The sequence below is a fragment of the Prevotella sp. P4-98 genome, from assembly GCF_002251405.1.
Classification (GTDB): Bacteria; Bacteroidota; Bacteroidia; order Bacteroidales; family Bacteroidaceae; genus Prevotella.
Map to the genome: position 1 here is coordinate 1 of NZ_NPJC01000007.1, position 25,187 is coordinate 25,187.

Below are 25,187 nucleotides of genomic sequence, written 5' to 3' on the forward strand. Positions count from 1 at the left end.
CATGTACGAAGGGTAGGATGATACGAGAGATGGCGCATCAGTTGTGACGTTACATCTTCCACGCATGAGCCGCCACAGAAATAAACGCTCATCAGCGAACGGACTATCTCGCTGAACTGATATCCGAAGATACTGCTGCATCTCTGACCCAGTGTTGAGTCGATAACGGGTGAAAGCATGGAGTCAAATTTCTCCATGATTGAAAAAATTCCTCCAAAAGGTGTGAGTTTCTCAGATTTAATTTGTATTTTTGCCATGTCATATTAGAGTTTTGCTTGTTTTCTTTTTGCAACACTAAGATAAGTGAAAATTCTGACATGGCAAAATCCTGGGCAACTTTTTGTTGCTCAGGAACTTATAAATAAAGTTAAATTATAGTGTTGCGGAATTAAGGGTTATCAATCATGCATCAAGTGGTCAATTTCCTCAAACTGCTTCCCCATATTGAGGTTGAGATAAATACGGTAAAGTGCAGGAGCCCATTTCTTTTTCTCATTAGGTGCAAGTTTGCGATAGGCCTCCATATAAGGCCGCGCTTTGATATAAAATTCACGAATCTTCGTTTTGTTGTCGCGTGCCTTCACTCCCGTTTCCATTGTCAAAGCCTGATTTAGATAAGCAGACCCTATCGTATAGTATGGTTCCGGCATCGTATCACAATCGGCAATAAGCCGCTCGCTGATCCGCACACTCTCATCATAACGTTCAAGATTAAGCAGAGACGTGGCTTTGGCCAATTGGAAGATAGTGTTCTGTGGATTTACCTCAAGAGCACGTTCTGCATATTTCAGCGCCATCTCAAAATTACCATTCCCCGTATAATAGTCTTCCAAATGTGGAAAAAAATAAGGATGTTCTGGGAAACGCATGAACCCCTCGTCAAGAGTTGCGAGATAAGCCGAATCATTCCGTTGCCATTCGTAAGCCTCAGCCACATGCAACAGCGTATAGGCGGTCTTTGCAGTGTCAGCCATCGCCATAGGAGCATAGCGCAACACCTTGTCGGCATCATTCAATTTGTAAGCCGAATAGACAGCCCAATAGGCCGCCTGTGGCATTCTGGAATCTTTTGAAGAATAATTATATCCTTGGAAAAGTGGTTGGTTGTCGGCTTCCAAATAGGTTTCAAAGAAGCGTATTGCCTCTTTATAATTACCCTTACCTACATGATAGGTTCCGCCGAAATAGAGGTTGGGACGAAGCTGGTTGAGCAAACGCGCATGACCCTCCCGATACTTCAATCGCGGTTTCTTTCCACCATGTTCTGCCACATCTATTGAATCGAGCGACTCAGCAATGGCATATAGACGGTGAGTCAATCCGAAGAAGGCCGCTGTATCGTATTTCTGTTTAAGATACAATTTTTCGTTGGCCGCTTCGTATTGTTTCAAGACAGAAGTAAACCACATCAGATAGACTTTTTCATTCGTATGACACGTAGAGTCTTTCTGAAGCAGGTCTGTCATGAGTTTTTCCGCCTTGTCATAATCTTTGCCACTCTTGATATAAGACCGTGCCTGACCAAGCTCTTTCTTCTGAGCCTGCAGGCACGGTATAAAGGAGAGCAGCAAGAGAAACAAGGCAAGCAAGCGTTGCTTCTTCATCTGCTATAGTATTGTCTAATTATTTTGCTTCTGCTTCTGCAGCCTTTGTTTTGGGATCGTCTGCACCATAAAGGCCGTAATATGCCTGGTAACGGTTGTAGCCCCAACGTACCTGCGCCTTGTCTGGATCAATTTCCTTGGCAGCATCAAGTGCCTTTACAGCCTCCTGGAAGAGTGCCTTGCGAGCATTCGTATCTTCAGTATTTCCAGCTTGAACAATCAAACAAGTTCCAAGATAGTACTGTACCACAGCATTTTTGTCGTTTACAGCAATTGCCTTACGCAGCCATTCTGCACCAGCTTTAGGATCGTTGTCGTCAATAGCGAGAAGCATACCTTTGTCTGCAAGAGCTGTGAAATCGTTAGGATATTTAGCCAAGTGATTGTCGAGCAAAGCATCCTGAGCTTTTCTGTCTTTCATCTCACCATACATGATATAAAGACCATCAAGTACGACAGCATTTTCTGGGTTCTTCACATAAAGATCCTTCAAGGTTTCAATATACTGAAGAGAGTCCTGCTTGGTCTTCAGTTCGCTACGACCAAGATACAGTTTCAGATTCAGAGCTTCAGTCTTCTGTTCGGGATCTTCCATAGCCATATCGAGGTATTTATTTGCACGAGTCATATCCTTTGCCTGGGCAGCATAGCGACCGGCGAAGAATGCAACCTGTCCGAAATAAGCCTTCTGTGACTCATGTTCCTGTGAAGCGAAAAGTGGATCAGCTGATGAATCGAGGAATGCGCCCCAATATTTCAGCACAGCAGCATCGTTTCCTGAACGTGAAACATCCTGACCGATATTTACAAGATGAGTACGTACAGACCATATACGCTGAGCATTCTTCTCTGCAAACTTAGGAGCTACTTTGCCTTTGGCGTTGGGCTCTTGATCGTATTTGTTACACTCGATAGCGTCGTTGATTGCATTGCAGATAGCATCAGCAAGTCCGAGTGTATCGTATTGCTCCACTTTACCGGTCTTCATCTGCTCTGCCAACTGGTTCTCTGCAATAGTACCAGTTTCCTTGGTAACCTTCGACATGGCCAAATCTACCAATTTGTTGTAAGCCTTAGCTTTCTCTTCTGCATTAGGCAGATTAGCAGCTTTGACAAGACTTGCAGCCTCATCGTAAGTCTTAGCCTTCAGGATAGCCTTCAATTCGGGGCTGTCCCCAGCAAATGCAGCACCGCTTGCGATGCACATCATTGCCATTACAAATAATTTTTTCATAAGCTTTAATTATTAATTAAACTGTTATTTTATACTTTTTCCTTTTTTCAAGCTATTATGCCTCATCGTCATTCACATCCACCTCTTCGGTTTCGATATCTTCATCGGCATTGCTATCAACCTTACATACGGAAGCGATTGTATCGTTTTTCTTGGTAAGGTTGATAAGACGTACACCTTGGGTAGCACGTCCCATGATTCGTACATCGGCAACTTTAAGACGAATAAGAATACCGCTTTTATTGATAATCATCAGATCATTCTCGTCGGTTACCACCTTGATGGCTACAAGGCGACCAGTTTTTTCGGTCACGGCAAGAGTCTTCACACCCTTAGCTCCACGTGAAGTCTTTCTATAGTCTTCTACATCGGAACGTTTTCCATAACCGTTTTCTGAGACAACCATGATAGACTCTGTCTGTGGATCGTTGACGCATACCATTCCTACGAGTTCGTCATCTCCTTCGTCAAGTCGCATACCGATAACACCGGTAGAGACACGTCCCATTGTGCGTACCTGATCTTCATTGAAACGTACAGCACGTCCGTTTCGGTTAGCCAGCAGCAACTCGTTATGACCATTGGTCAGACGTACTGCAACCACTTCATCATCATCGTTGATATTGATAGCCTTCACACCGATAGCACGCTGATGGCGATATGCTTCAAGACAAGTCTTCTTGATGATACCCTTCTTGGTAGCAAACACCACAAAGTGTGTTTTGAGGAATTCCTCATCGTTGAAGTTTTTCACGCGGAGTACAGCATTAATAGCGTCGTCAGACTCGATGTTGAGCATGTTCTGGATGGCACGTCCCTTCGAGTTCTTGTCGCCCTCGGGCACTTCATAGCATTTCTGCCAATAGCAACGTCCCTTACGAGTAAAGAAGAGAAGCGTGTTGTGCATAGTGGCAGGATAAATATACTCTGTGAAATCGTTGTCACGATGTCGGGCAGCCTTGGCTCCCACTCCACCACGTCCTTGCTCGTGGAATTCGTCAAGTTTCGTGCGCTTGATGTACCCCATGTGCGAAATGGTAATCACCACAGGATCGTCTGGATAGAAGTCTTCTGCATTAAACTCATGATCAAATGGAATGATTACGGTACGACGCTCGTCTCCATATTTTTCCTTCACTTCCTGGAGTTCCTCTTTCATCACTTCCTTACAACGCTCAGGATTGTTCAGGATTTCCTCCAAGTCGGCAATGAGTTTCATAATATCATCATACTCCTGATGGAGCTGATCCACGCGCAATCCTGTGAGTTGTGCCAAACGCATGTCAACGATTGCTTTCGACTGCATTTCATCAAGTTCAAAACGCTGTTCCAAAGCGCGTTGCGCATCGCTTGGCGTTTTGCTCTGACGAATCAGATGAATGACCTCATCGATATTGTTGACAGCAATAATCAATCCTTCAAGAATATGTGCGCGCTCCTGTGCTTTCTTCAAATCGTATTTGGTGCGACGTATGGTCACATCGTGACGATGTTCTACGAAGTACTTCACACAATCCTTGAGTGTCAGCAGGCGAGGACGACCATTGACAAGCGCGATGGTATTGACAGAGAAACTGCTCTGCAGAGCAGTCATCTTGAACAGTTTGTTGAGCAGTACATTGGCATTAGCGTCACGCTTGCAATCTACCACGATACGCATACCCTGTCGGCCAGACTCGTCGTTAACATTGGCAACACCTTCTATCTTGTGTTCATTGGCCAAGTCGGCAATATATTTAACAAGGTCAGCCTTATTGACACCATAAGGAATTTCTGTTACCACAATTTTATCATGGGTTTCACCGGTCTCAATTTCAGCCTTTGCACGCATTACAATACGTCCGCGACCAGTTGCATATGCATCTTTCACGCCCTGCAGACCATAGATGTATGCTCCTGTTGGGAAATCGGGTCCAGGGATGTATTCCATAAGTCCATCCACATCAATGTCTGGATTATCAATATATGCACAGCATCCGTCAATCACCTCATTCAGGTTATGGGTAGGCATATTGGTGGCCATACCCACGGCAATACCGTTACCGCCATTAACCAACAGATTAGGAATCTTGGTAGGCATTACGGTAGGCTCTTGGAGGGAGTCGTCGAAGTTGTTGGTCATATCTACGGTGTCCTTATCAAGGTCATCCATGATGTGCTCACCCATTTTCGAAAGTCGGCACTCTGTGTAACGCATGGCAGCAGGTGAGTCTCCATCCACCGAACCAAAGTTACCCTGACCGTCAACCAACGTATAACGAAGGTTCCAATCTTGCGCCATGCGCACAAGTGCGCCATAGATAGAAGAGTCTCCGTGGGGGTGGTATTTACCAAGCACCTCACCAACGATACGTGCACATTTCTTATAAGGTTGAGTTGATACGTTGTTTACATTCATCATACCATAAAGGATACGGCGATGAACAGGTTTGAATCCGTCTCTAACATCTGGAAGGGCTCGTGCTACAATAACCGACATGGAGTAGTCAATATATGACGACTTCATCTCTTCTTCGATGTTAATTTTAAGGATTCTGTCGTTGTCGATAGTTTGATCCATTATTTAATTGTTTTTTGTTTTCGTCATTTTTGTGCAAAATCGCGTTTAAGGCCGTTTTCGTGGCCTCTGACGCATTTCGCCACTTCAATTTCAATGTACAAAGGTATAAAAAAGTGAGCAGAACACAAAATATTTTAATGATTATTGGGAACAAAATACTGTTCTTTTTGGCTAATTCGCAGTTCACGATGCCATTTACAAGCGGATTACATGACGTCGACGGTGTTTGAGTGAAAGTCTACGGTGCTTGTTGTGTTCATATTTGCGTATGACCACAACAACTGTAAGTATGGCAACAGCAGTCAGAAGGAATACCGCAAGTCCTCCTCCAAGATTATCTCCTTTTACTTTTGACCACATGTCGAGCACCTCTGCCGTATGTTCGCCTGCATCATGAATCATAGCGCATCGGGATACCACCTGACTGTCTGGATACATAATAGGATTGAGGTGCGCCTTATGTGCGTCTTTTCCAAAGAAATAACCTAAATTGACTGTTTCCGAATATTCCACACTATCACTCATTTGCGCCAGAATTTCTGGAGTTGCCACACTACTGACATACCCCGTTGTCTCCATATTTGCAAGAGCCACCTTGGGTTGACATAGGTAGTTGATAAAATAAGCTGCGGCTTTCGGATTACGTGCATATTTGGGAATAACCCATCCGTCAAACCAAACATTACTTCCTTCGCGAGGAACTTCGTACCCCAGAGCGACTCCCACTTTACCCGCCTCTTCAATAGCCCAGACAGCATCTCCGCTCCACGTCATATTCAGCCATGACTTTCCTTTGGTCATCGTTTCCTTGCCAAAATCAGACTCCCATCCTTCAATATTAGGTTTTATAGCCTTCAATTCCAGTTCCACAGTTTTGATGGCTTCTGGAGAATAATCATTCATCAGTTGGGTTACGCTCAATTTTCCTGAAGCAATTTCCTTGTGATGTGCCCAAATGAGTGCTGTTCCGTAGGAATCACGATAGGAGTCTTTCATAAGTAAACGGTTGCGATAATTGCTATTCCACAACGTCCCCCACGTTTGGGCGTCTTTTCTATCTACATACGCTTTATTATACAAGATGCCACAAGTTCCCCACATATAAGGCACGGCATAATGGTGAGCCACACGCCCGTTATTACTTGTTGCATCAATCTGCCGAATGATATAGGGGGAAATATTCCGTATATAATTGGGAGTTTTTCCAAAACAAGTATCTATCGGCAAGAGCAGATTCTTGCGCAACATACGTTCAATAATATATTCTGACGGGCACACCACATCATAGTCTTCATGCCCCCGCTCGATTTTGGTAAGCATGACCTCGTTGATATCAAATGTCTGAAAGATGATTCGCACCTTTCTTCCCGTTTGCTCTTCATACCATTTTGGGAAATCAGTCAAAACGTTCTCATCGATATAATCTGCCCAATTATAGACCTTGAGTATTTCCTCTCTGTTTTCGCTATTATAGCAAGATGTCAGCAACAGCAACGAGAGCATCAACGAACATATTATCGAGTTTATTTTCTTCATTGTCAACAGTACAGTCTCTTATATTCAGGTATTTGATTCACTCTTCACTTTTCTTCGATTAAGCGCTACAAGCATGAGCAGCACAACAACAAAGATAATAGTACTAAGCGGACGCAACTCTGGAGTCAGGCCTCCTTTTCTTGCATCGGCATAAATGTAGGTGGAAAGAGTTTCAAGACCTTCATTACCAATGGTAAAGATAGTAACGGCAAAATCATCAATACTCATCGTAACGGCAAGCATGAAGCCCGACACCATTCCTGGTAAGACTTCAGGGATAATGATTTTGCGGAGTGCCTGCATGGGCGATGCTCCCAAATCGAGTGCTGCCTCATAAAGATTCGGATTCATCTGCTTCAAACGTGGCAAGACACACAGGATGACATAAGGCAGACAAAAGGTGATATGCGACAGAACAACAGTAGTATAGCCTTGCGGGATGCCCAACGTAATAAAGAGTAAAAAGAGCGAAATACCAATAATCACATCACCATTAAGGATGGGGATGGTGTTGACAAAAGAAATAGCTCGCCGAATGCGCCTATTGCGCAGATTATGGATACCTATGGCTGTGATGGTACCGAAAACTGTTGATACGGTTGCGGTGATGAGTGCGATGCTTACCGTGTTAATAAATGCAGCCGTTAAGGAGTGATGTACATTATCCGAAAAAAGATTCCGGTACAGCTGAGTGGAAAATCCCGTCCAGTTTCCCATAACCTTAGCCTCGGTAAACGAGAATACTACTATGATGATAATTGGGGCATAGAGGAGCAAGAGCAACAGCCACAGGTAGCCCTGGCAAAGTATGCGTTTAATCATCTGATGCCTCCTTCCTGGCTGGCATCGTCACCAGCAATAAATGTAGATGCTCCTATGAGGAAGAGCATGATAAGCGAAAGCGCGGCACCATAATTCCACATAGAGTTGTTGATATTCTCTTGAATTGTTGTTCCAAACAATTTTATATTGTTCATGGTCAACAGTTCGGAGATGGCAAAGGTGGAGATCGTTGGCATGAAAACCATCAGTATTCCGCTTGCCACACCAGGCATGGAAAGTGGCAAAACCACTTTGTAGAAACGTTGGAAGGGCGAGGCGCCCAAATCTTCCGCAGCCTCAAGATAGCTACGGTCCATCTTTTGCAACGTATTATAAATGGGATAAATCATGAACGGTATGAAATTATAGACCATACCAAAAAGTAATGCTGTTTCACCCAGGGGAATATCAACAAAGTCAAATAAAGCAACCGTTGCCAACGTACGTACCAGCACATTCACCCACATGGGAAGAATAAAGAGCATCACTATCGTAGAAGAATATTTCATCTTGGTCTGCGCCAAAATATAGGCTGCCGGATATCCAAGCGCTATACAGATCAGCGTATTGACAAAGGCTATTCCGATAGAATAGACAAAGGTATTAATGGCTTCCGGATGGGCCAAGAACTTCTGAAAATTATAAAGTGTGAAACACCCTTCTTCATCGGTAAAAGCAAAGGCTACAATAAGCAGCAAAGGCAGTACGACAAAAATGGCTGCAAAAATAGCATAGGGCATCGTCCAACTCTGCCTGGAAACCATTAGCTTTATCCTTCTTTTCTCCATTGTCTTTCTGGTATTGTTGTCAGGGAACTGCTTCATACTTCATCTCGCCACATTCCACTTTCTGTATGGTAATGCCAACATGATCGCCCAAATCCCACACGTCTTGTGTGTCAACATAGAGTTTTTCGCCCCAATCGGTATCTATGGTAAGATGGTAGTGATTTCCTTTATAGAGTATAAAACAAATATCGCCCGTAAATGTTCCGTCTTGCTCGTTATCAAACAATTCAACGGCATCAAACGCAACTTTCACATCAATTGCGTATGCGTTCTGCAGCCGTTCTGGAAGTGACAACCGGAATTCCTGTCCGAGAAATTCCACCACGTCCGGAGCATTCACCTTCGCCCGATAAATATTGGCGGTACAATCCTTCCGCATAATATGAATATTGTCTGGAGTGATATTCATACCCACAGTCTGCCCCACTTCGAAGTGTTTGTAATTCTGAACCAGCAGTTCGTATCCGTTGTCGGTTACCACCAACATCTCATAATGTACGCCTTTGAATATGGACGAGGTAACCTGTCCAACGAACTGGGCTTCAGCCGTATTGGTTGTCATCTCAACATCTTCAGGTCGTATCACCACATCCACTTGTTCATCAATCAAGAATCCCTTATCCACACAAGCGATGTCTTTTTCTGCCACAGTAACAAGACAATCATGGCGCATCGTTCCGTCAAGAATATTACTCTCTCCTATAAAATCTGCCACGAAGGCATTGGCCGGTTCGTTATAAATATCTGTAGGAGTTCCTATCTGCTGAACCTCTCCTTCACTCATCACCACGATACGGTCGCTCAGCGTAAGGGCTTCTTCTTGGTCGTGGGTAACGTAAACGAAAGTAATCCCTAACCGTTCATGCATCTCTTTCAGTTCGAGTTGCATATCCTTCCGCATTTTCAGATCAAGAGCCGCCAACGGTTCATCCAACAGAAGCACCTCTGGTTCGTTGACAATAGCTCTGGCGATAGCAATACGTTGTTGCTGTCCTCCCGACAAGGAGTTGACATCACGATATTCATAATCGCTCATGTTTACCATCTTCAACGCAGCTTTTATTTTCGGCATGATTTCGGCTTTAGGCGTATTTTTCAACTTCAATCCGAAAGCTATATTATCATAGACGTTAAGATGTGGAAATAATGCATATTTCTGAAATACCGTATTGACATTGCGTTTATAAGGTGGTGTGTTGGTAATGTCAGTACCGTCAAAAGAGATAACTCCCTCTGTAGCTGTTTCGAATCCTGCCAACAGGCGAAGCAAGGTGGTTTTACCACATCCTGATGGTCCCAAAATGGTCATAAACTCACCTTTACGGACGTAGAGATTGATGTCGGCAAGTGCCACCTTCTCGCCAAACCTTTTGGTGACGTGTTGTATATTTATAATATTCTGAGTTGTTTCTTTCATTAGTATGTTATCAAAATTGCCAACAAAAGTACATCTTATTTTTCTGTTTGCACTCCTTTCGCGACATGATTCACCTTCACTTTTATCATGTTTAGCCCTTGTTTGCCCATGATCAGCCCATTTGTTAGTTTGAAATCACTTCTCTGCCATCAACGTCAGCAACTTTCAATCACAAGCCAACAGTTCTATCTCAAATATCAGAGTAGAACCGGCAGGAATCCCTGGTTGGGAAAATTTCCCATATCCCATTTCTGCAGGGATATACACTTCCCATTTGTCCCCAACATGCATCTGTTGCATAGCAACAATCCATCCCTGGATAAGATCGCATAGCCGACAAGCCAACGGCACACCACCACGACTAGTGTCAAAGACCCGATTGTCTATGGTCCGTCCTGTATAATGGGCCGTAACAATACTTCTCACAGTAGGCATAAGACCAGATGAACTCCCCGTTTCCAAAACTTTATAATATATGCCATTGGATAGAGGCAAAACATCTTTCTCCTTCGCTTTATTGTTCAACCAATCCTTGTTGGCCTGAATATAAGCACGCTTTGATGCCATTTTTAAACGAATTTTATTGAACATGAACATCTGTAAGGCGACCCGCAGCAATAGTGGCTGTAAAACGTAAAGTCTGACTATGGGACGCATCACGTTGCACAGCCTGCATGGTTACGCTTACGTGATAATCCATTTCGCCCGTAGTCTCATTTTCTACCTTTTTCACTTCCCAGTCGTCCGCAAAAGTAATATCTGCATTCGTCAGGTCAACACCACGAGAGGCAAGCAGTTCGCGGTTGGCGCTATTGGCACAATAGGCTCGTACAAGCCCGCTAACCATTTCGATGTCGGCAGAAGACACTTGCATGCTGGAGCATTTTTCAAAATTCGTCTTCGCATCATCAATATATTCGCCATCGGCATGCTTTTCAATATATTTCTTATACGATTCCAAAGTATTCTGAGTAACAGCAGAAACCCAATCAAGTGAATCGATCTTAATACGTGCCTCTGTTGCATGAACGCTCTCTGGATGTTCTTGAATGTATCGTTCAAGGGCATAGGCAGACTGACTGGCAAGAGCATTATACCAATCGTTGTCTATCTGTTTCAGAATATCTATGTGGGCCATGATGGAGTCGCGACGTTCCTGTGGTGCTTCGGGATACATATCAAGATAATTCTGAAGCACAGCCAGTTCATTACTCTCCATGGCATTTTCATAAGCGGCTGTCTCGTTATCCTGTTGCGTCTTATTATAAAAATACCAACCAACAAAGATTATTGAAAGGGCAATAAGGAAAGAGGCCAAAAACAACTTCCAGGATTTAGAATGATTGGGCTGCTCTTCTGCGGCATTATCTGATGCAGGAGCTCCAGTCTGATTTCCTTGCTTGCCTACTGTTGATTGTACGGAAGGTTGCCCGACCGAAACCCGATGACTGCCCGAAGGATTCTTTGCAGCAATAGGATCTTGCTGACTTTTGAGCGCAATATTCGTATGACAGTTCGGACATACATTCTGATTCGCTAATACTATTTCTCCACAATGGGGACACTTTACAATATTACCAGCAATAGCTACCCCACAACTGGGACAAGTGGCGGCCAAACTGCTAACCTGACGGCCACACTCAGGACATTTGATAATTGGCATATCTGATTCTTATTTCTTTATTACTTGGTTTTTCTACAAAAAGACTATTTCCGATGATGAAAGCGTATCTCACGCAACTTATGATGTCCCATAAATCTGCTTTTATCAACATAACCGCTAATACCCACGATACGCCCCTTACCGGTATATTGCCATAAATGAATGTCTCGCTCGTCAGCTAAAACAGGTTCTTCATCGGTGTACATGGCTATCATGAGTTTATACCCGTCGAGTTTTCCTAAAAGATGCTTATTGTAGAAGTTGCGGTAAGTATAAACCAAAGGCTTCTGCCCATATTCTTCTTCCACCAAGTCGAGAAACCGGAACAGAGAGTCGCAAAACTCATCGGTCGGCAACCCACTTGTGGTCTCCACATCAATCATAGGGATAAGATCCTGCTGGTCAGGCAGACATTGAGAACGGAAATTCTGCAACTGCAACTTTTGCTCCACCTTTGGGCGATAGAAATGATAGCTACCCACTTTCAATCCATAACGCTGGGCCATTTCTATATTGCGCTCAAACATCTCATCGATACGGGTTCCCCCTTCCGTCGCCTTGAGATAGACATAAGCCATCTTGGTATTGTCGCCAATAGTCTCCCAAAAGACATTACCCTGATAATGACTCAAATCTATTCCATGAATATGACTACAGGTGTCCTCACATTGCAAAAAAGGGTCTTGTGCCATGACGTCTAAAGTGGTGACAACAAGGAATATAAGTGTAGATATAAACGTTTTTCCCATTATCTTTCAAAATTTTAGATGCAAAGTTACTAATTTATTCACAAATATACTTATCTTTGCATTCGAAATAGCACAAATTTAAACTTATGAAATATCTATTAACGACAATTCTTGCTGTATTAGCGTTCACAGCATGCTCACATGATAACTCATCAGAATCAAATGGACAGGGACGAACGGTCATCGTTTATATGGCTGCAGAGAATAATCTCTCATCCATCGCACAAGTCAATATCAACGATATGATCATCGGGGCAAAAAAGCTGGGAAGCAAAGACAGACTTCTCGTGTTTGTTGACAGACAGAACCCACAGGAGAAACCTTTTATCATCAGACTGACCGGCAACGCCAAACAACCTGTTGATACCGTTTATCAATTCAACAACGATTTCTACAGTTCTGATTCAGAAGAAATGAAACAAATATTGGGATGGTGCATGAAAGAATACCCCAACGATTCGTATAGCCTCGTTCTATGGGGACATGCAGACGGATGGCTGTTTCACAACACAACAACACCCCAAGCCTCAACGCCAAGTATCAAAAAAGCCTTTGGACAAGATTCAGGTAAAGACCTCAACAAAGAAGAATCGAAATGGATGGAGATAACAGAAATGCGTGACGCGCTTGAAGCCTTGCCACACACCTTCAAATTCATCTTCGCAGACTGTTGTGCTTTCCAGAACGTAGAAGTGGCTTACGAGCTCCGTAACACTACAGATTACATCATCGCATCACCAGCAGAAATACCAGGAGCAGGAGCCCCATATGCCAACATAATACCGGCGATGTTCAACAAGACAGACGCCACTATGTATCAACAAATATGCGATCGCTACAATGAAGCTGGAGGAACAGGAAACAGGGTTCCCATATCAACGGTAAATACCGCAAAATTATCAGATCTTGCCAGCGCCACACACGATATCATCAGCAACGAACTCAACGGTAAGACCTTCAATATGGATGGACTGGTGTATTATTACAACAACGTCAACTATGTTTACCGGGCAGAGCGCATCATGTACGACATGATGGATTTCCTGCGCCAAAACACGGGCAACGAAGCTTACCTGAAATGGAGACAAACCTATGATGCCGCCGTTGTTTACAAAAAGAAAAGCAGCAAATGGGATACCAACGGATTGGTTGACTTCGATGACTTCACCGTAACAGATGACAACTTCGGCGGAATGAGTATGTTCGTACCATTGAACCGTTACAACAGCACACAGAAAAACTATAACGAACTTATCAAACAAATGGAATGGTATAATGCAGCAGGATGGTCATCTATAGGATGGTGACCATCCTTGTTGCATTACCGTTATTGCTTGTCCACAGACGGTTCTACTGTTGACTGATGAACCACAACCTTTACTTTTGAAATACGGCGCTCTTCAAGTTCCAATATCTCAAAGGTAAAATGACGATAGTCTATCCGCTCATGTAACTGTGGGAAATCTCCTTTGATTTCAAGCAGCAAACCTGCAACAGTATCTGCATCTCCCTCAACATCAACGAAGAAATCATCATCAATCTTGAGAATACGGTAAAAGTCACTCAACAGCGTCTTTCCTTCAAAGACAAAGGTATTGCTGTTGATACGCACATAATTATGTTCATCCTCATCGTATTCGTCATTAATCTCACCCACAATTTCCTCCAATACATCTTCCAATGTGACAATACCGCTCGTACCACCAAATTCATCAACAACAATGGCGATATGAACGCGATTCGACTGGAACTCACGCAGCAAATCGTCTATTTTCTTAGTCTCTGGAACGAAATATGGAGGACGGATAAGAGATTGCCAACGGAATGTGGCAGGTTTACCCAGATGTGGCAACAAATCCTTGATATAGAGAATGCCTCGTATGTTATCACTATTATCTTGATAGACAGGTATGCGAGAATAGTTATTATCAACTATACATTTCAGCACCTCACTAAATGAAGAACGAAAATCCAAATCTACAACATCCTGACGACTCGTCATAATCTCTTTAGCTGTCTCATCACCAAACCGAACGATACCTTCAAGCATATGCTGTTCTTCCTTGATATCATTCTTATCTGTCAGTTCAAGAGCCTGTTCCAAGTCATCAACGCTCAACACATGATTATCCTTCTGTACCACCTTTCCTGCCAACACACCAGACTTGATGAGAATGGTTGCAAAAGGATAGAACAGTTTACGGCAAAACATAATGCCAGACACCACACGACGACAAAAGCGAAGTGGTTGTTGACGGGTGTAAATCTTCGGAATAATTTCTCCAAAGAGCAACAACAAAAATGTCAAAAAAACCGTAATACACAAGAACTGCAACCATACCGCATTACCAAAATCAACTACACGTGCAAAGAAATAGTTCAGCAGCATGATAATGGTTACATTCACCAAATTGTTGGTAATCAGAATGGTTGCCAACGTACGTTCAGAATCGTTACGAAGCGCTATGATCTTGCCGTCTGATACCGACTTTTCCTCTTCCAATTCATTCTCGTCATTTGGTGTCAAAGAGAAAAAAGCAATCTCGCTTCCAGAAGCGAAACCAGAGACAAAGAGTAAGGCAAATGCCAAAACCAATGCAACAACGGCCCCATAATCTGGAGTCATCAACTGCACTTCCGATAAAATATGTTGGATATCCATTGTCGCTTAGAAAGGAAGAGCTTCTGCATCATTATTATCCACAGAAGTCATTGATGCATTCTGCCCATTGACAGAACTTTGAGTATTATCATTGGAATTTACCATGGTCGGGTTCTCTGAAACAGAAGAAGAACTTGATGCATACTGAGAAGTTTCTGTTGCAGGATTGTTTTGCATCTTAGGAGAAAGCAACTCTATGTTATCAGCCCATATCTCTGTTTTGAAACGACGCTGACCCTGACGATCATCATACGAAGAATAGCGAATGCGTCCTTCTACATACAGTTTATCACCTTTATGCACATATTGTTCCACAATTTCTGCCAAACGTCTCCACAGAATTACGTTGTGCCAATCGGTATGATCAGGAACCTGCGTACCGTTCTGTAAGGTATATCCACGTTCGGTTGTTGCAAGCCGTACCCGTGCAACTGCCACACCTTGGTCAACATATCTAACCTCTGGGTCGGCACCAACATTTCCTATCAGCATCACTTTGTTCATAATATCTCTATAATGATAAAATTCAAACCGCCATGTTTGGCAACATGTTATTTACACAGTCCCAAGAACTGGAAATGGAAATTCTTTCCTTTTGCAGATGGGAACTGACTTCTTTCGTCAACCCGTTCACGCAAGTGCTCAATAATACGATTATAACAATCCATTCCTGATACCGCCTTACATTGTGCTACAAAATGGGTATCTCGGTATTGGAATTTACCCGTACCAGGAACTATTTGCACACGCTTAAAATCAAGCGAGCCTTCATACCAGCCAAACTTTTCTTCGTTCAGTCTTGCCAATGCCGATACATTTTTTTTCTCATGAACCTCTTGCACAGGATGCAACGCACGCTTCTCCTTAAAGTCAAGCATCGTCTTGGCTTCAGTCTTGATGATGATAAAATAGATTCGTGGGCGAACTTTATAACGCTTAGGATAATACATATCGCTGTTATAGTAGTTGCGAATGTCTTTCTCAAGAATAGGATTCATTCCAATCTCGTCGATATCTGCAAGAAACTGAATAGCATCATCAACGTTATCAACAAGAACCTCTTTATCAAAATAGCGTATATATAAATTCATCGGTAAATATTTATCTTTTTAAAATAAAAAAATAGATTTCGGTTTTCCTTAGGATAAATAAAAAAAGAGCGGAAAACGGGACTCGGACCCGCGACCCCAACCTTGGCAAGGTTGTGCTCTACCAACTGAGCTATTTCCGCAACAAAAAAAATAAAAATCTTTATGGTGAAGAGGAGGAGACTCGAACTCCCACGTCGCAATTGACACTACCCCCTCAAAGTAGCGCGTCTACCAATTCCGCCACCTCTCCAACATAAAATATTTAGTGAATAAAAAAGAGTGCCCAGAACAGGACTCGAACCTGCACGCCTCGCGGCACACGCACCTGAAACGTGCGCGTCTACCAATTCCGCCACCTGGGCTTTAAATCGCTAAGACCTATCCTAACGCTCTTTTCTGTTCAATAAATGAGCGGAAAACGGGACTCGGACCCGCGACCCCAACCTTGGCAAGGTTGTGCTCTACCAACTGAGCTATTTCCGCTTATTTCCTCTCTCAAGGAGCATCTCTCTCGATTGCGGATGCAAAGGTACGCTATTTTTCTGAATTACCAAAATTTTCTCGCATTTTTTTCTAAAAAAAGTATCAATCCATGCGATTTCGATAGTCTTCATAGCCAAAATGGCGCAATATTTCCAATTTCCCGTCCATATGGAGCATTCCAATGGACGGGTGAGAAATACCATTAAACATGTTTGTCTTGACCGTTGTATAATGAATCATATCCTCAAAAATAATCTCCTGACCGATCACCAATGGATTTTTAAAGCGCCAAGACCCCATAAAATCTCCAGACAGGCAACTATTACCACCCAATCTATAGGTATTTTCTTTCGTTGCCTCCTCCAAATCGACCAATTCTGCCCCACGCACCTCTGGATGATATGGCATTTCAAGACAATCGGGCATGTGGCATGTGAAGCTGACATCAAGGATGGCAGTCTTGATTCCTCGATCATTCACAATATCCACAACATGGGCCACAAGCGGTCCAGTCTGCCAGGCAAAGGCGCTTCCTGGTTCAAATATCACCTTCAGATGGGGATAACGCTGGTGGAAACCTTTCATTATACGTTCCAACAACTCTATATCGTAACCTTTGCGAGTCACCAAATGGCCTCCTCCGAAATTGATCCATTTTATCTGCGAGAACCAAGGAGAGAATTTTTCTTCTATATGCCGTAGTGTCCGTTCAAACACATCTGCCCCACTCTCACAATGGCAATGGCAATGGAATCCGTCAATATCCGACGGCAGTTCTTTCGGCAACTTATCTGCCGTAATACCAAAGCGTGTACCTGGAGCGCAGGGATTATAGAGCATGGTACCCACTTCCGAATATTCAGGATTGACACGCAATCCTATCGAACATGATGATGCACGATGGTGAAAGCGCTCGTATTGCGACAACGAATTAAACGTGATATGCGATGAGCAAGCTACAATATCATCAAACTCTCCATCTGTATAAGCTGGCGAAAAGGTATGGGCTTTCTTTCCAAACTCATGATAAGCGAGCATAGCCTCAGACAGCGAACTAGCGGTAGTAGATTGAATATACTCCCGAAAAATAGGAAATGTTTTCCATAATGCGAATGCCTTGAAGGCAAGAATAAACTCCGAACCGGTTCGTTCAGCCACGTCTTTTATCAAAGCGAGATTACGTCGCAATTTCGCCTCCTCTATAATATATATAGGTGTACTATTTTCCATTTTTTTGATATAAATCTTGATTTCGACTGCAAAGTTAGCTTTTTATTGTCATTAAATTGCATTATTCCATATAAAATGATTACTTTTGCATTTGATTCTAGATTATTGCAATGAAACTCATAGTAATGACCAAGCCCACGTATTTCGTGGAAGAAGACAAAATATTGGCAACACTTTTCGACGAGGGACTCGACTGCCTGCATTTATGCAAGCCTGGTTCTTCGCCAATGTATGCTGAGCGCCTGCTGACTCTACTGCCTGAAGACTACTGTTCAAAGATTGTAGTACATGACCACTTCTACCTCAAGGAGGAATACAATCTGAGAGGCATCCATATTGACGAGGCAGGACAACCAGCCCCGCAAGGCTATCGTGGACGCCTGAGTCGCACCTGTCAGAAGCTCGACGAGCTCAAAGTGACTAAACGCAACGCAGACTACGTGTTTCTCAAACACATCTTCGACAGTCAGACGGGTAATGAGAAAGCCTCATTTACTCCCAACGAACTGGAACAGGCTTCTAAGTTGGGACTTATCGACCGGCACGTGTATGCATTAGGAGGCATGAACATAGACAATATTCGCATGGCCAAAGAACTCGGCTTTGGCGGAGTTGTCATTTGTGGTGACCTGTGGAACCGCTTCAACATCCATCAGGGATTAGACTACAAAGAACTTATTGCCCACTTCGAAAAGCTCAGAAAGGCCATTGGATAGAAAAAGAAACAACTAACAACAATATTTACTACAAAATGAGAGAATCGAACTCTTACATGGTATTTTCAGGCACTGCCACAAAGTATCTGGCAGAGAAAATCTGCCTTAGTTTAGGATGTCCGCTCGGTGAACTGCAAATCACAAAGTTCTCCGACGGCGAGTTTGCTGTCTCTTTCGAGGAGTCTATTCGCGGTCGCGATATCTTCCTCGTACAGAGCACATTCCCCAATAGTGACAACCTGATGGAGCTGTTGCTGATGATCGATGCTGCCAAGCGCGCCTCTGCACGCACCATCAATGCCGTTATCCCCTATTTCGGATGGGCACGTCAGGATCGCAAAGACAAGCCCCGTGTCAGCATTGGTGCCAAACTGGTAGCCGACTTGCTTTCCGTAGCCGGTGTTGATCGTGTCATCACCATGGACTTGCATGCCGACCAGATACAAGGTTTCTTTGATGTTCCCGTTGACCACCTCTATGCTTCCGGCGTCATCCTCCCCTATCTTCAGAGTCTCAATCTAGACGACCTCGTTATTGCATCACCTGATGTCGGCGGTTCTAAGCGCGCCAACACCTATGCTAAATATCTGGGTTGCCCGCTGGTTCTCTGCAACAAGACCCGCGCTCGCGCCAACGTTGTAGCCACCATGCAGATTATCGGTGACGTCAAAGACAAGAATGTGGTGATTATCGACGACATGGTCGATACAGCTGGAACCATCACCAAGGCTGCCGACATCATGAAAGAAGCAGGTGCTAAGACTGTTCGCGCATGTGCATCCCATTGTGTGATGAGTGGCCCTGCAAGCGAACGCGTACAAGAATCGGCCCTTGAGGAAATTGTCTTCACAGACTCTATCCCCTACACACAACGCTGTGCTAAGGTGAAGCAGCTCTCTGTGGCAGATATGTTTGCAGAAACCATCCGCCGCGTGCTCAACAACGAGAGTATCTCAAGTCAATACCTTGTATAACATCCATCCTTCAGATGAACATCAAGACATTATTTATAGTGACAGCAGCAGGCATTACGCTTGCTGCTTGTCATTCAAACACGTACCATATCAAAGGTTCTGCCGAAAACATGCAAGACGGAGACACACTCTTTCTCACGACCGACATGGTAACCGGCATTCCCTGCGACACCTTAGTAGTAAAAAACGGAAAGTTCAGTCTTTCGGGAAGTGCAGATTCTACATGTTTCTGCATGCTTTATAGTGCGAAAGCCCACCAGATCAACGCCACATTCTTCAGGGAGAATGGCAATATCGACATCCGGCTTTCCGCAGAACCTTCCGCATCAAGGGTTGGCGGTACGCCTTGCAACAACGAGTGGCAACGTCTCAACGACTCGTTGATGGTTGTAGGCAAAGCCATCAATCTTATTGCAGAACGCATCTATGCCCATCCCGTCAGTCCGGCAGAACGAGAAAAGGGTATGAAGGAAATAGAAGAACTCAACAAACAGTTCAGCAACAAGGTAGAAGTTGCCGCCGAACGCAATATCGACAACGAATTCGGCTATTTTCTCATCCTCAACTTTTCCAAGGATATATTCTCTGCCACAACGACCAAGCATCTCATCAGTCAGATGCCGAAGGAATTGCGTCAGCGTACCGCCATCCAGCAAATGGAACAGGAATTGGCCAAGCAAGCCAATACAGCGGAAGGATCCGTCATGCCCGACTTCACGCTTCCTGATGCAGAGGGTAATCCTGTGAGCGCTTTGGCAGAGATAAAGAAGCACAAATTGACCGTTATAGATTTCTGGGCATCTTGGTGTGGCCCATGCCGTAGAGAAATGCCTTCCGTGATTTCCCTCTACGAGAGTTACAAGGATAAGGGTCTGGGCATTCTCGGTGTTTCTCTTGACAACAACAAAGACGCTTGGACAAATGCCATCAAGCAATGGGGAACGAGTTGGACACAGGTTAGCGACCTGAAAGGCTGGGAATCGTCTGCTGCTACATTATTTAATGTAAAAAGCATCCCTTGTACCGTTATTGTAGATCAAGAAGGCAAAATCCTGCGTCGCGATCTCCGCGATGAACAACTCAGAAACTTTGTTGCTGATTACCTGAAATAACAATCGCAACATCCACCTTTAACCCCCAATCGGTCATCAGACGGATTGGGGGTTTATCATCAAGGCGGTTGTATAGAAAAGAAAGAGAGTGGCTGTTCTTCCACACGAGGAAGACAAGCCACTCTCCTTATCTCTTCTGAATGTCCAACAGATTACTGGTTGTTGGGCAGTTCAAGCCATTTCACGTAGCAGAAGTCCTGACGGTGAGGCAGGTTCTTGTTCTTCGGATACATGCGGACAGCTGATTTATAGGTACCGGCCTGCTGAGGAGTCAGCTCAACTTCGAAGGTATAGTTGTTACCCTCATGACCAACCATCTTCAGAGGCTCTACATTGAAGATACGCTCCTGTCCTTCCTTGTTAACATAGAGATTCACCTTCTCCAATCCTACTGCATCTTCAAGACCTTGCTCGTTGATGACGTAAGTCAGCTTGTACTTACCACCGGTTTCAGCACCACTTGCAGGGAAGTCCCATGATGCAGAAACGACGTTGATGGCATCCCAACGCTCAGCAACAACTTCCTTCCACTGTGCAATTTCCTTAGCCAGACGGCAGTTGTCCTTGCTGATTTCCTTGAAGCGTTTAGCCTCTTTGGTGTAGAACTTGTCATAGTAGTCGTCGAGCTGACGCTTCATGGTATAGTGAGGAGCGATCTGAGCGATAGAGTTCTTGATAACCTTGATCCATCCCTCGCTGAAGCCCTTCTTGTTCTTCTTATAGTAAAGAGGAATAATCTCGTTTTCGAGTAGCGAGTAGATTGTAGCCGCATCGAGCTGGTCCTGATGACCCTGGTTCTGATAGGTACGCTTTTCGGTAAGTGCCCATCCTGCACCTTCACGATAGCCTTCAAGCCACCATCCATCAAGTACAGAGAGGTTGACAACGCCATTCATCTCAGCCTTTTCACCAGATGTACCAGAAGCCTCAAGCGGACGAGTTGGAGTATTCATCCAAATATCAACACCGCTGACAAGGCGACGAGCCAAGAGGAAGTCGTAGTCCTCAAGGAAGATGATCTTACCGAGGAACTCAGGACGCTGGCTAATCTCATAAATCTTCTTGATGAGTCCCTGTCCTGCGCCATCTGCGGGGTGAGCCTTACCGGCGAAGAGGAACTGTACGGGATGCTCTGGGTCGTTGACGATCTTGGCCAGACGGTCGAGGTCGGTAAACAACAGGTGAGCGCGCTTATAGGTAGCGAAGCGACGGCAGAAACCGATAATCAACGCATTAGGATTGATGCGCTCAAGCAGGTTGAGCACGCGTGAGGGATCACCCTGATTGCGCAACCATGTGTCACGGAACTGTTCGCGGATATATGACACCAATTTGTTTTTCAGCGCCATACGAGTTTCCCAGATTTCTTCATCGGGCACATTATAGATAGCCTCCCAGATGCTCTGGTTCGACTGATCGTACATGTGGTTCTCGTTGAAATACTTGCCATAAACCTTACGCCATTCTGTAGCACACCATGTTGGGAAGTGTACACCGTTGGTAACATATCCCACGTGGTTTTCCTCTGGATAGTATCCGTTCCAGATAGGAGCAAACATCTGCTGGCTAACCCATCCGTGAAGTTTAGATACACCGTTTACTTCCTGACAAGTGTTGCAAGCGAAGGTTGACATGCAGAAGCGCTCGTTATGGTCTTCTGGGTTGATACGTCCCATACCGATGAACTCATCCCAAGAGATACCGAGTTTTGCAGGATAGCCTCCCATATACTTACCGAAGAGTCCTTCGTCGAAGTAGTCGTGACCAGCAGGTACTGGAGTGTGAACGGTATAGAGTGAAGAAGCGCGAACGAGTTCGAGTGCTTCGTTGAAGGTCATTCCACCATCGATATAGTCACAGAGGCGCTGCAGGTTGCAAAGTGCTGCATGGCCTTCGTTGCAATGGTAAACATCCTTCTTAATGCCGAGTTTCTTCAGCAGCAGCATACCACCGATACCGAGCAGAATTTCCTGCTTCAGGCGGTTTTCCCAGTCGCCACCATAGAGTGAGTGAGTGATTGGTCTGTCGAATTCTGAGTTCAGTTCGTTGTCTGTGTCGAGCAGATAGAGCTTTACACGACCCACATTCACACGCCAAACATAAGCATGAACCTGATAGTTGGTGTAAGGAACATCTATTACGAGAGGATTGCCGTTCTCGTCGAGTTCGCGCTCGATGGGGAGTGAACCGAAGTTCTGAGACTCATAGTTGGCAATCTGCTGTCCGTCCATAGAAAGACTCTGTGTGAAATAGCCGAAACGATAGAGGAAACCCACGGCACACATATCAACATTAGAGTCAGAAGCCTCTTTCACATAGTCACCAGCCAACATACCGAGACCGCCTGAGTAGATTTTCAGGGCAGAATGGATACCATACTCCATGCAGAAATAAGCTACAGAAGGACGGGTTTTGTCGGGCTTAACATCCATATATTCACGGAAGAGTGCATAAACACTCTGGATGCGCTTCATCAGAGCCTTGTCCTTGAGGATTTCCTCTTTACGGGTAAAGCTCAGACGCTCAAGAAGCATTACGGGATTGTGCTTGGCATCATGATAAAGCTCAGGGTCAAGGTCACGGAACAAGTCGCGTGCCTCATAGTTCCACACCCACCACATGTTGTGGGCAATCTCATTCAAACATTTCAACTGCTCAGGAAGGGTCGATTTTACAGTCAATTCCTTCCACTGAGGAGCATTTGCGTAATCTGCTTTGATTTTCATACTTTTCTATATATATACGTTGATACTCTATTTATTATTTGTTCATACGGTTCTGAGCCTTACGCAAAGCGATGTCGTAAGCCTCATAATAGTATTCGATAAACTCGCTCCAAAGTGCTTTTTTCGAAAGTGCATCGGCTTTGCGTCGGCAACTTTCAACATCATTTTTCGGCATAGCCGAATATTTCGCCACCGTATCCTTGATGGCATCTGCTACTTCAGAATAATTATAATCTGTGCGATGAATGACCTTCACTCCATCCTCTATCTCACCTGCATGACCGAACACGCCGTTTGCCCAAAGTCCGAAGCCTGCCAGATCTGTTGTGATACAAGGCACTTTGAAGGCAACGGCCTCCAGCGGAGTATATCCCCACGGTTCGTAATACGATGGATAAATGCACAGGTCATTACCCAATACCACATCATAATATGACATATTGACTATTCCGTCACGTCCATCGAGATAGCAGGGCAGGAAGATGACCTTCACCTTATCGTCCTTACGGTTGTGCATATCGTAGTATTTCATCATGCCCAACACGTTATCGTGACTCATATTATGCAGCCAATGGGTCAGCTGTGGAACATCCAATGGTGTTTCATATTTTTCGTTCTTCGCCATACGTTCCTGCAAATCCTTACGTGGCTCGCCTACCCATCCCGGCACTTCAATAAATGCCAAGACCTTTTTCTTCAGTTCTCTGTCGCGAAGCAGACGATTCATGGCCTCCACAAACACGTCAATACCCTTATTACGGAATTCGTAACGTCCTGATGTTGAAACGATAAGTGTATCGTCGTCGAGCGATTCGCCCAATAAGGCATTAGCCACATCAAGAAGGCGCTTGCGAGCTGCCTTGCGCTTTTTGGTGAATGTGGCGGCTTTAGGCACGAAACTGTTGTCGAAACCATTTGGCAATACCACATCAACGGGCTTGTCAAGGAGTTCACGACATTCATTGGCGGTAATATCACTTACCGTAGTAAAACAATCTACATAATGAGCGGTTTGCTTCTCAATGGAGTGCTTGCTCTGCATATTAAGCTCTTCTGCCATCTGATCGCCATTATAGGCAAAGAGATAGTCATAGAGTGGCTTCTGGTTGCCTGCGATTGAACGACCGATACTGGTGGCGTGAGTGGTGAAAACGGTACCGATCTGCGGCAACACATTATTTATATATAATGCTCCGAGTCCACACATCCATTCGTTGGCATGGTAAATCACATGTTTTCCCTCAACTTCCTTGCCCAGCCAACGGTAGATGCTTTCTACCACGAGTGCTGCGGCATAAGAGAACATAGATGCTTCATCATAATCGCCATAGGCATGAAGCGAATCCACCTGATAGTGTTCCCATAACCAGCCATAGATTTCATTTTTCTTCTCAAAAAAAGGTTGGAAATCCACCAAAATAGCAATAGGTTTTCCAGGAACAGCCCAACGGCCTACCTTTACTTTCAGCCCCTCTTCTTTCGCCTGCCATTGCCATTCTGCCAATAGCGACTTTTCCTCTTGAAAATAAGGACTCTCGTTATCATGCCACACATCTGGACCGATGAAGATAATCCGGTCGCACATGGCATCTTGAAGTGTTTTAGCTCGGCTGGAAAGCACGGTATATATACCTCCTACTTTATTACAAACTTCCCAGCTCGATTCAAAGACATAATCTGGCTTAATCAATTCTTTTCCCATATATACATGTATAACGGCCACAAAGTTACTTAAAAATATTAAAATCATGCGAGTTTAGGCAATTATTTTTCACCAAAAAACACATTTATTGATATAGATTTACTATCTTTGCGGCAAA

At 44.3% G+C, this 25,187-nt stretch carries 20 protein-coding genes, 4 tRNA genes and 1 pseudogene; 4 read left to right on the forward strand and 21 right to left on the reverse strand.

Translation table 11 applies throughout. The features are described 5' to 3' along the window. From CIK96_RS01605 to CIK96_RS01655, 11 genes and pseudogenes are all read right to left on the reverse strand, one after another. Positions 1-257 (reverse strand): annotated as a pseudogene (locus CIK96_RS01605) (IS1380 family transposase); the annotation flags it as partial. 141 nt (positions 258-398) lie between these two features. After that, positions 399-1,604, reverse strand: coding sequence for a tetratricopeptide repeat protein (locus CIK96_RS01610; RefSeq protein WP_094439258.1), 1,206 nt, complete (start codon positions 1,602-1,604; stop codon positions 399-401). Positions 1,605-1,623: 19 nt separating this feature from the next. Beyond that, the gene (locus tag CIK96_RS01615) at positions 1,624-2,838 is read right to left on the reverse strand and encodes a hypothetical protein (protein ID WP_094390035.1); all 1,215 of its coding nucleotides are present in this window, start codon (positions 2,836-2,838) and stop codon (positions 1,624-1,626) included. 55 nt (positions 2,839-2,893) lie between these two features. Beyond that, positions 2,894-5,398 (reverse strand): DNA gyrase subunit A, encoded by a 2,505-nt coding sequence (gyrA, locus tag CIK96_RS01620; protein WP_094390034.1) that lies wholly within the window; start codon positions 5,396-5,398, stop codon positions 2,894-2,896. A 195-nt stretch (positions 5,399-5,593) separates the two neighbouring features. Further along, positions 5,594-6,934: an ABC transporter substrate-binding protein gene (locus tag CIK96_RS01625; RefSeq protein ID WP_094439260.1), complete on the reverse strand. Its 1,341-nt coding sequence runs from the start codon at positions 6,932-6,934 to the stop codon at positions 5,594-5,596. Between the two features lie 24 nt (positions 6,935-6,958). After that, on the reverse strand, positions 6,959-7,756 hold the full coding sequence (locus CIK96_RS01630) for an ABC transporter permease (RefSeq protein ID WP_094390032.1): 798 nt from the start codon (positions 7,754-7,756) through the stop codon (positions 6,959-6,961). Continuing rightward, positions 7,753-8,544, reverse strand: a complete 792-nt coding sequence (locus CIK96_RS01635) for an ABC transporter permease (protein ID WP_173815110.1) — start codon at positions 8,542-8,544, stop codon at positions 7,753-7,755. The genes CIK96_RS01630 and CIK96_RS01635 overlap by 4 nt, the downstream gene beginning before the upstream one ends. A gap of 19 nt (positions 8,545-8,563) precedes the next feature. Further along, the gene (locus CIK96_RS01640) at positions 8,564-9,961 is read right to left on the reverse strand and encodes an ABC transporter ATP-binding protein (RefSeq protein ID WP_094390031.1); all 1,398 of its coding nucleotides are present in this window, start codon (positions 9,959-9,961) and stop codon (positions 8,564-8,566) included. Positions 9,962-10,126: 165 nt separating this feature from the next. Beyond that, positions 10,127-10,552 (reverse strand): FKBP-type peptidyl-prolyl cis-trans isomerase, encoded by a 426-nt coding sequence (locus CIK96_RS01645; RefSeq protein WP_254047049.1) that lies wholly within the window; start codon positions 10,550-10,552, stop codon positions 10,127-10,129. Then, positions 10,542-11,624 carry a zinc ribbon domain-containing protein gene (locus tag CIK96_RS01650; protein WP_094439262.1) on the reverse strand — a complete coding sequence of 361 codons (1,083 nt, stop codon included), beginning with the start codon at positions 11,622-11,624 and terminating at the stop codon, positions 10,542-10,544. Before CIK96_RS01650 ends, CIK96_RS01645 begins: the two co-directional genes overlap by 11 nt. Positions 11,625-11,668: 44 nt before the next feature. After that, entirely contained in the window at positions 11,669-12,373 is a 705-nt protein-coding gene (locus tag CIK96_RS01655) for a glycoside hydrolase family 25 protein (protein WP_094436110.1), read from the reverse strand. Positions 12,374-12,459: 86 nt separating this feature from the next. On the opposite strand from CIK96_RS01655, the gene CIK96_RS01660 reads away from it, so the two are divergent. Beyond that, complete coding sequence (locus CIK96_RS01660) at positions 12,460-13,680, forward strand: clostripain-related cysteine peptidase (RefSeq protein ID WP_094439264.1); 1,221 nt, start codon at positions 12,460-12,462, stop codon at positions 13,678-13,680. 20 nt (positions 13,681-13,700) lie between these two features. Here CIK96_RS01660 and gldE read toward each other — a convergent pair whose 3' ends face one another. The 8 genes from gldE to nspC form a co-directional block, all read right to left on the reverse strand. Continuing rightward, positions 13,701-15,035 (reverse strand): gliding motility-associated protein GldE, encoded by a 1,335-nt coding sequence (gene gldE, locus CIK96_RS01665; protein ID WP_094439266.1) that lies wholly within the window; start codon positions 15,033-15,035, stop codon positions 13,701-13,703. A gap of 6 nt (positions 15,036-15,041) precedes the next feature. Then, entirely contained in the window at positions 15,042-15,539 is a 498-nt protein-coding gene (locus CIK96_RS01670; RefSeq protein ID WP_094390026.1) for a single-stranded DNA-binding protein, read from the reverse strand. A 47-nt stretch (positions 15,540-15,586) separates the two neighbouring features. Continuing rightward, a complete protein-coding gene (locus CIK96_RS01675; RefSeq protein WP_094390025.1) occupies positions 15,587-16,126 on the reverse strand; it encodes a hypothetical protein in 540 nt (179 codons plus the stop codon). Between the two features lie 67 nt (positions 16,127-16,193). Continuing rightward, positions 16,194-16,266: transfer RNA gene (locus tag CIK96_RS01680), tRNA-Gly, on the reverse strand. A 23-nt stretch (positions 16,267-16,289) separates the two neighbouring features. Next, positions 16,290-16,376, reverse strand: a tRNA-Leu gene (locus tag CIK96_RS01685). Between the two features lie 30 nt (positions 16,377-16,406). Continuing rightward, positions 16,407-16,488 (reverse strand) — tRNA-Leu (locus CIK96_RS01690). Positions 16,489-16,536: 48 nt separating this feature from the next. Continuing rightward, positions 16,537-16,609 (reverse strand) — tRNA-Gly (locus CIK96_RS01695). Positions 16,610-16,711: 102 nt separating this feature from the next. Further along, on the reverse strand, positions 16,712-17,839 hold the full coding sequence (gene nspC / locus CIK96_RS01700; protein ID WP_094436102.1) for a carboxynorspermidine decarboxylase: 1,128 nt from the start codon (positions 17,837-17,839) through the stop codon (positions 16,712-16,714). A 110-nt stretch (positions 17,840-17,949) separates the two neighbouring features. Here nspC and CIK96_RS01705 point away from each other — a divergent pair, with 110 nt between their 5' ends. The 3 genes from CIK96_RS01705 to CIK96_RS01715 are packed head-to-tail and all read left to right on the forward strand — an operon-like array spanning position 17,950 to position 20,641. Beyond that, positions 17,950-18,555 carry a thiamine phosphate synthase gene (locus tag CIK96_RS01705; protein WP_094390023.1) on the forward strand — a complete coding sequence of 202 codons (606 nt, stop codon included), beginning with the start codon at positions 17,950-17,952 and terminating at the stop codon, positions 18,553-18,555. A 35-nt stretch (positions 18,556-18,590) separates the two neighbouring features. After that, positions 18,591-19,529 carry a ribose-phosphate pyrophosphokinase gene (locus CIK96_RS01710; protein WP_094390022.1) on the forward strand — a complete coding sequence of 313 codons (939 nt, stop codon included), beginning with the start codon at positions 18,591-18,593 and terminating at the stop codon, positions 19,527-19,529. Positions 19,530-19,543: 14 nt separating this feature from the next. Beyond that, positions 19,544-20,641: a TlpA disulfide reductase family protein gene (locus CIK96_RS01715; protein ID WP_094390021.1), complete on the forward strand. Its 1,098-nt coding sequence runs from the start codon at positions 19,544-19,546 to the stop codon at positions 20,639-20,641. 152 nt (positions 20,642-20,793) lie between these two features. Here CIK96_RS01715 and glgP read toward each other — a convergent pair whose 3' ends face one another. Together glgP and CIK96_RS01725 are read right to left on the reverse strand one after the other, a co-directional pair. Then, positions 20,794-23,367: an alpha-glucan family phosphorylase gene (glgP, locus tag CIK96_RS01720; protein ID WP_094439268.1), complete on the reverse strand. Its 2,574-nt coding sequence runs from the start codon at positions 23,365-23,367 to the stop codon at positions 20,794-20,796. A gap of 34 nt (positions 23,368-23,401) precedes the next feature. Continuing rightward, on the reverse strand, positions 23,402-25,069 hold the full coding sequence (locus tag CIK96_RS01725) for a glycogen/starch synthase (RefSeq protein ID WP_094439270.1): 1,668 nt from the start codon (positions 25,067-25,069) through the stop codon (positions 23,402-23,404). Positions 25,070-25,187: the final 118 nt, after the last annotated feature.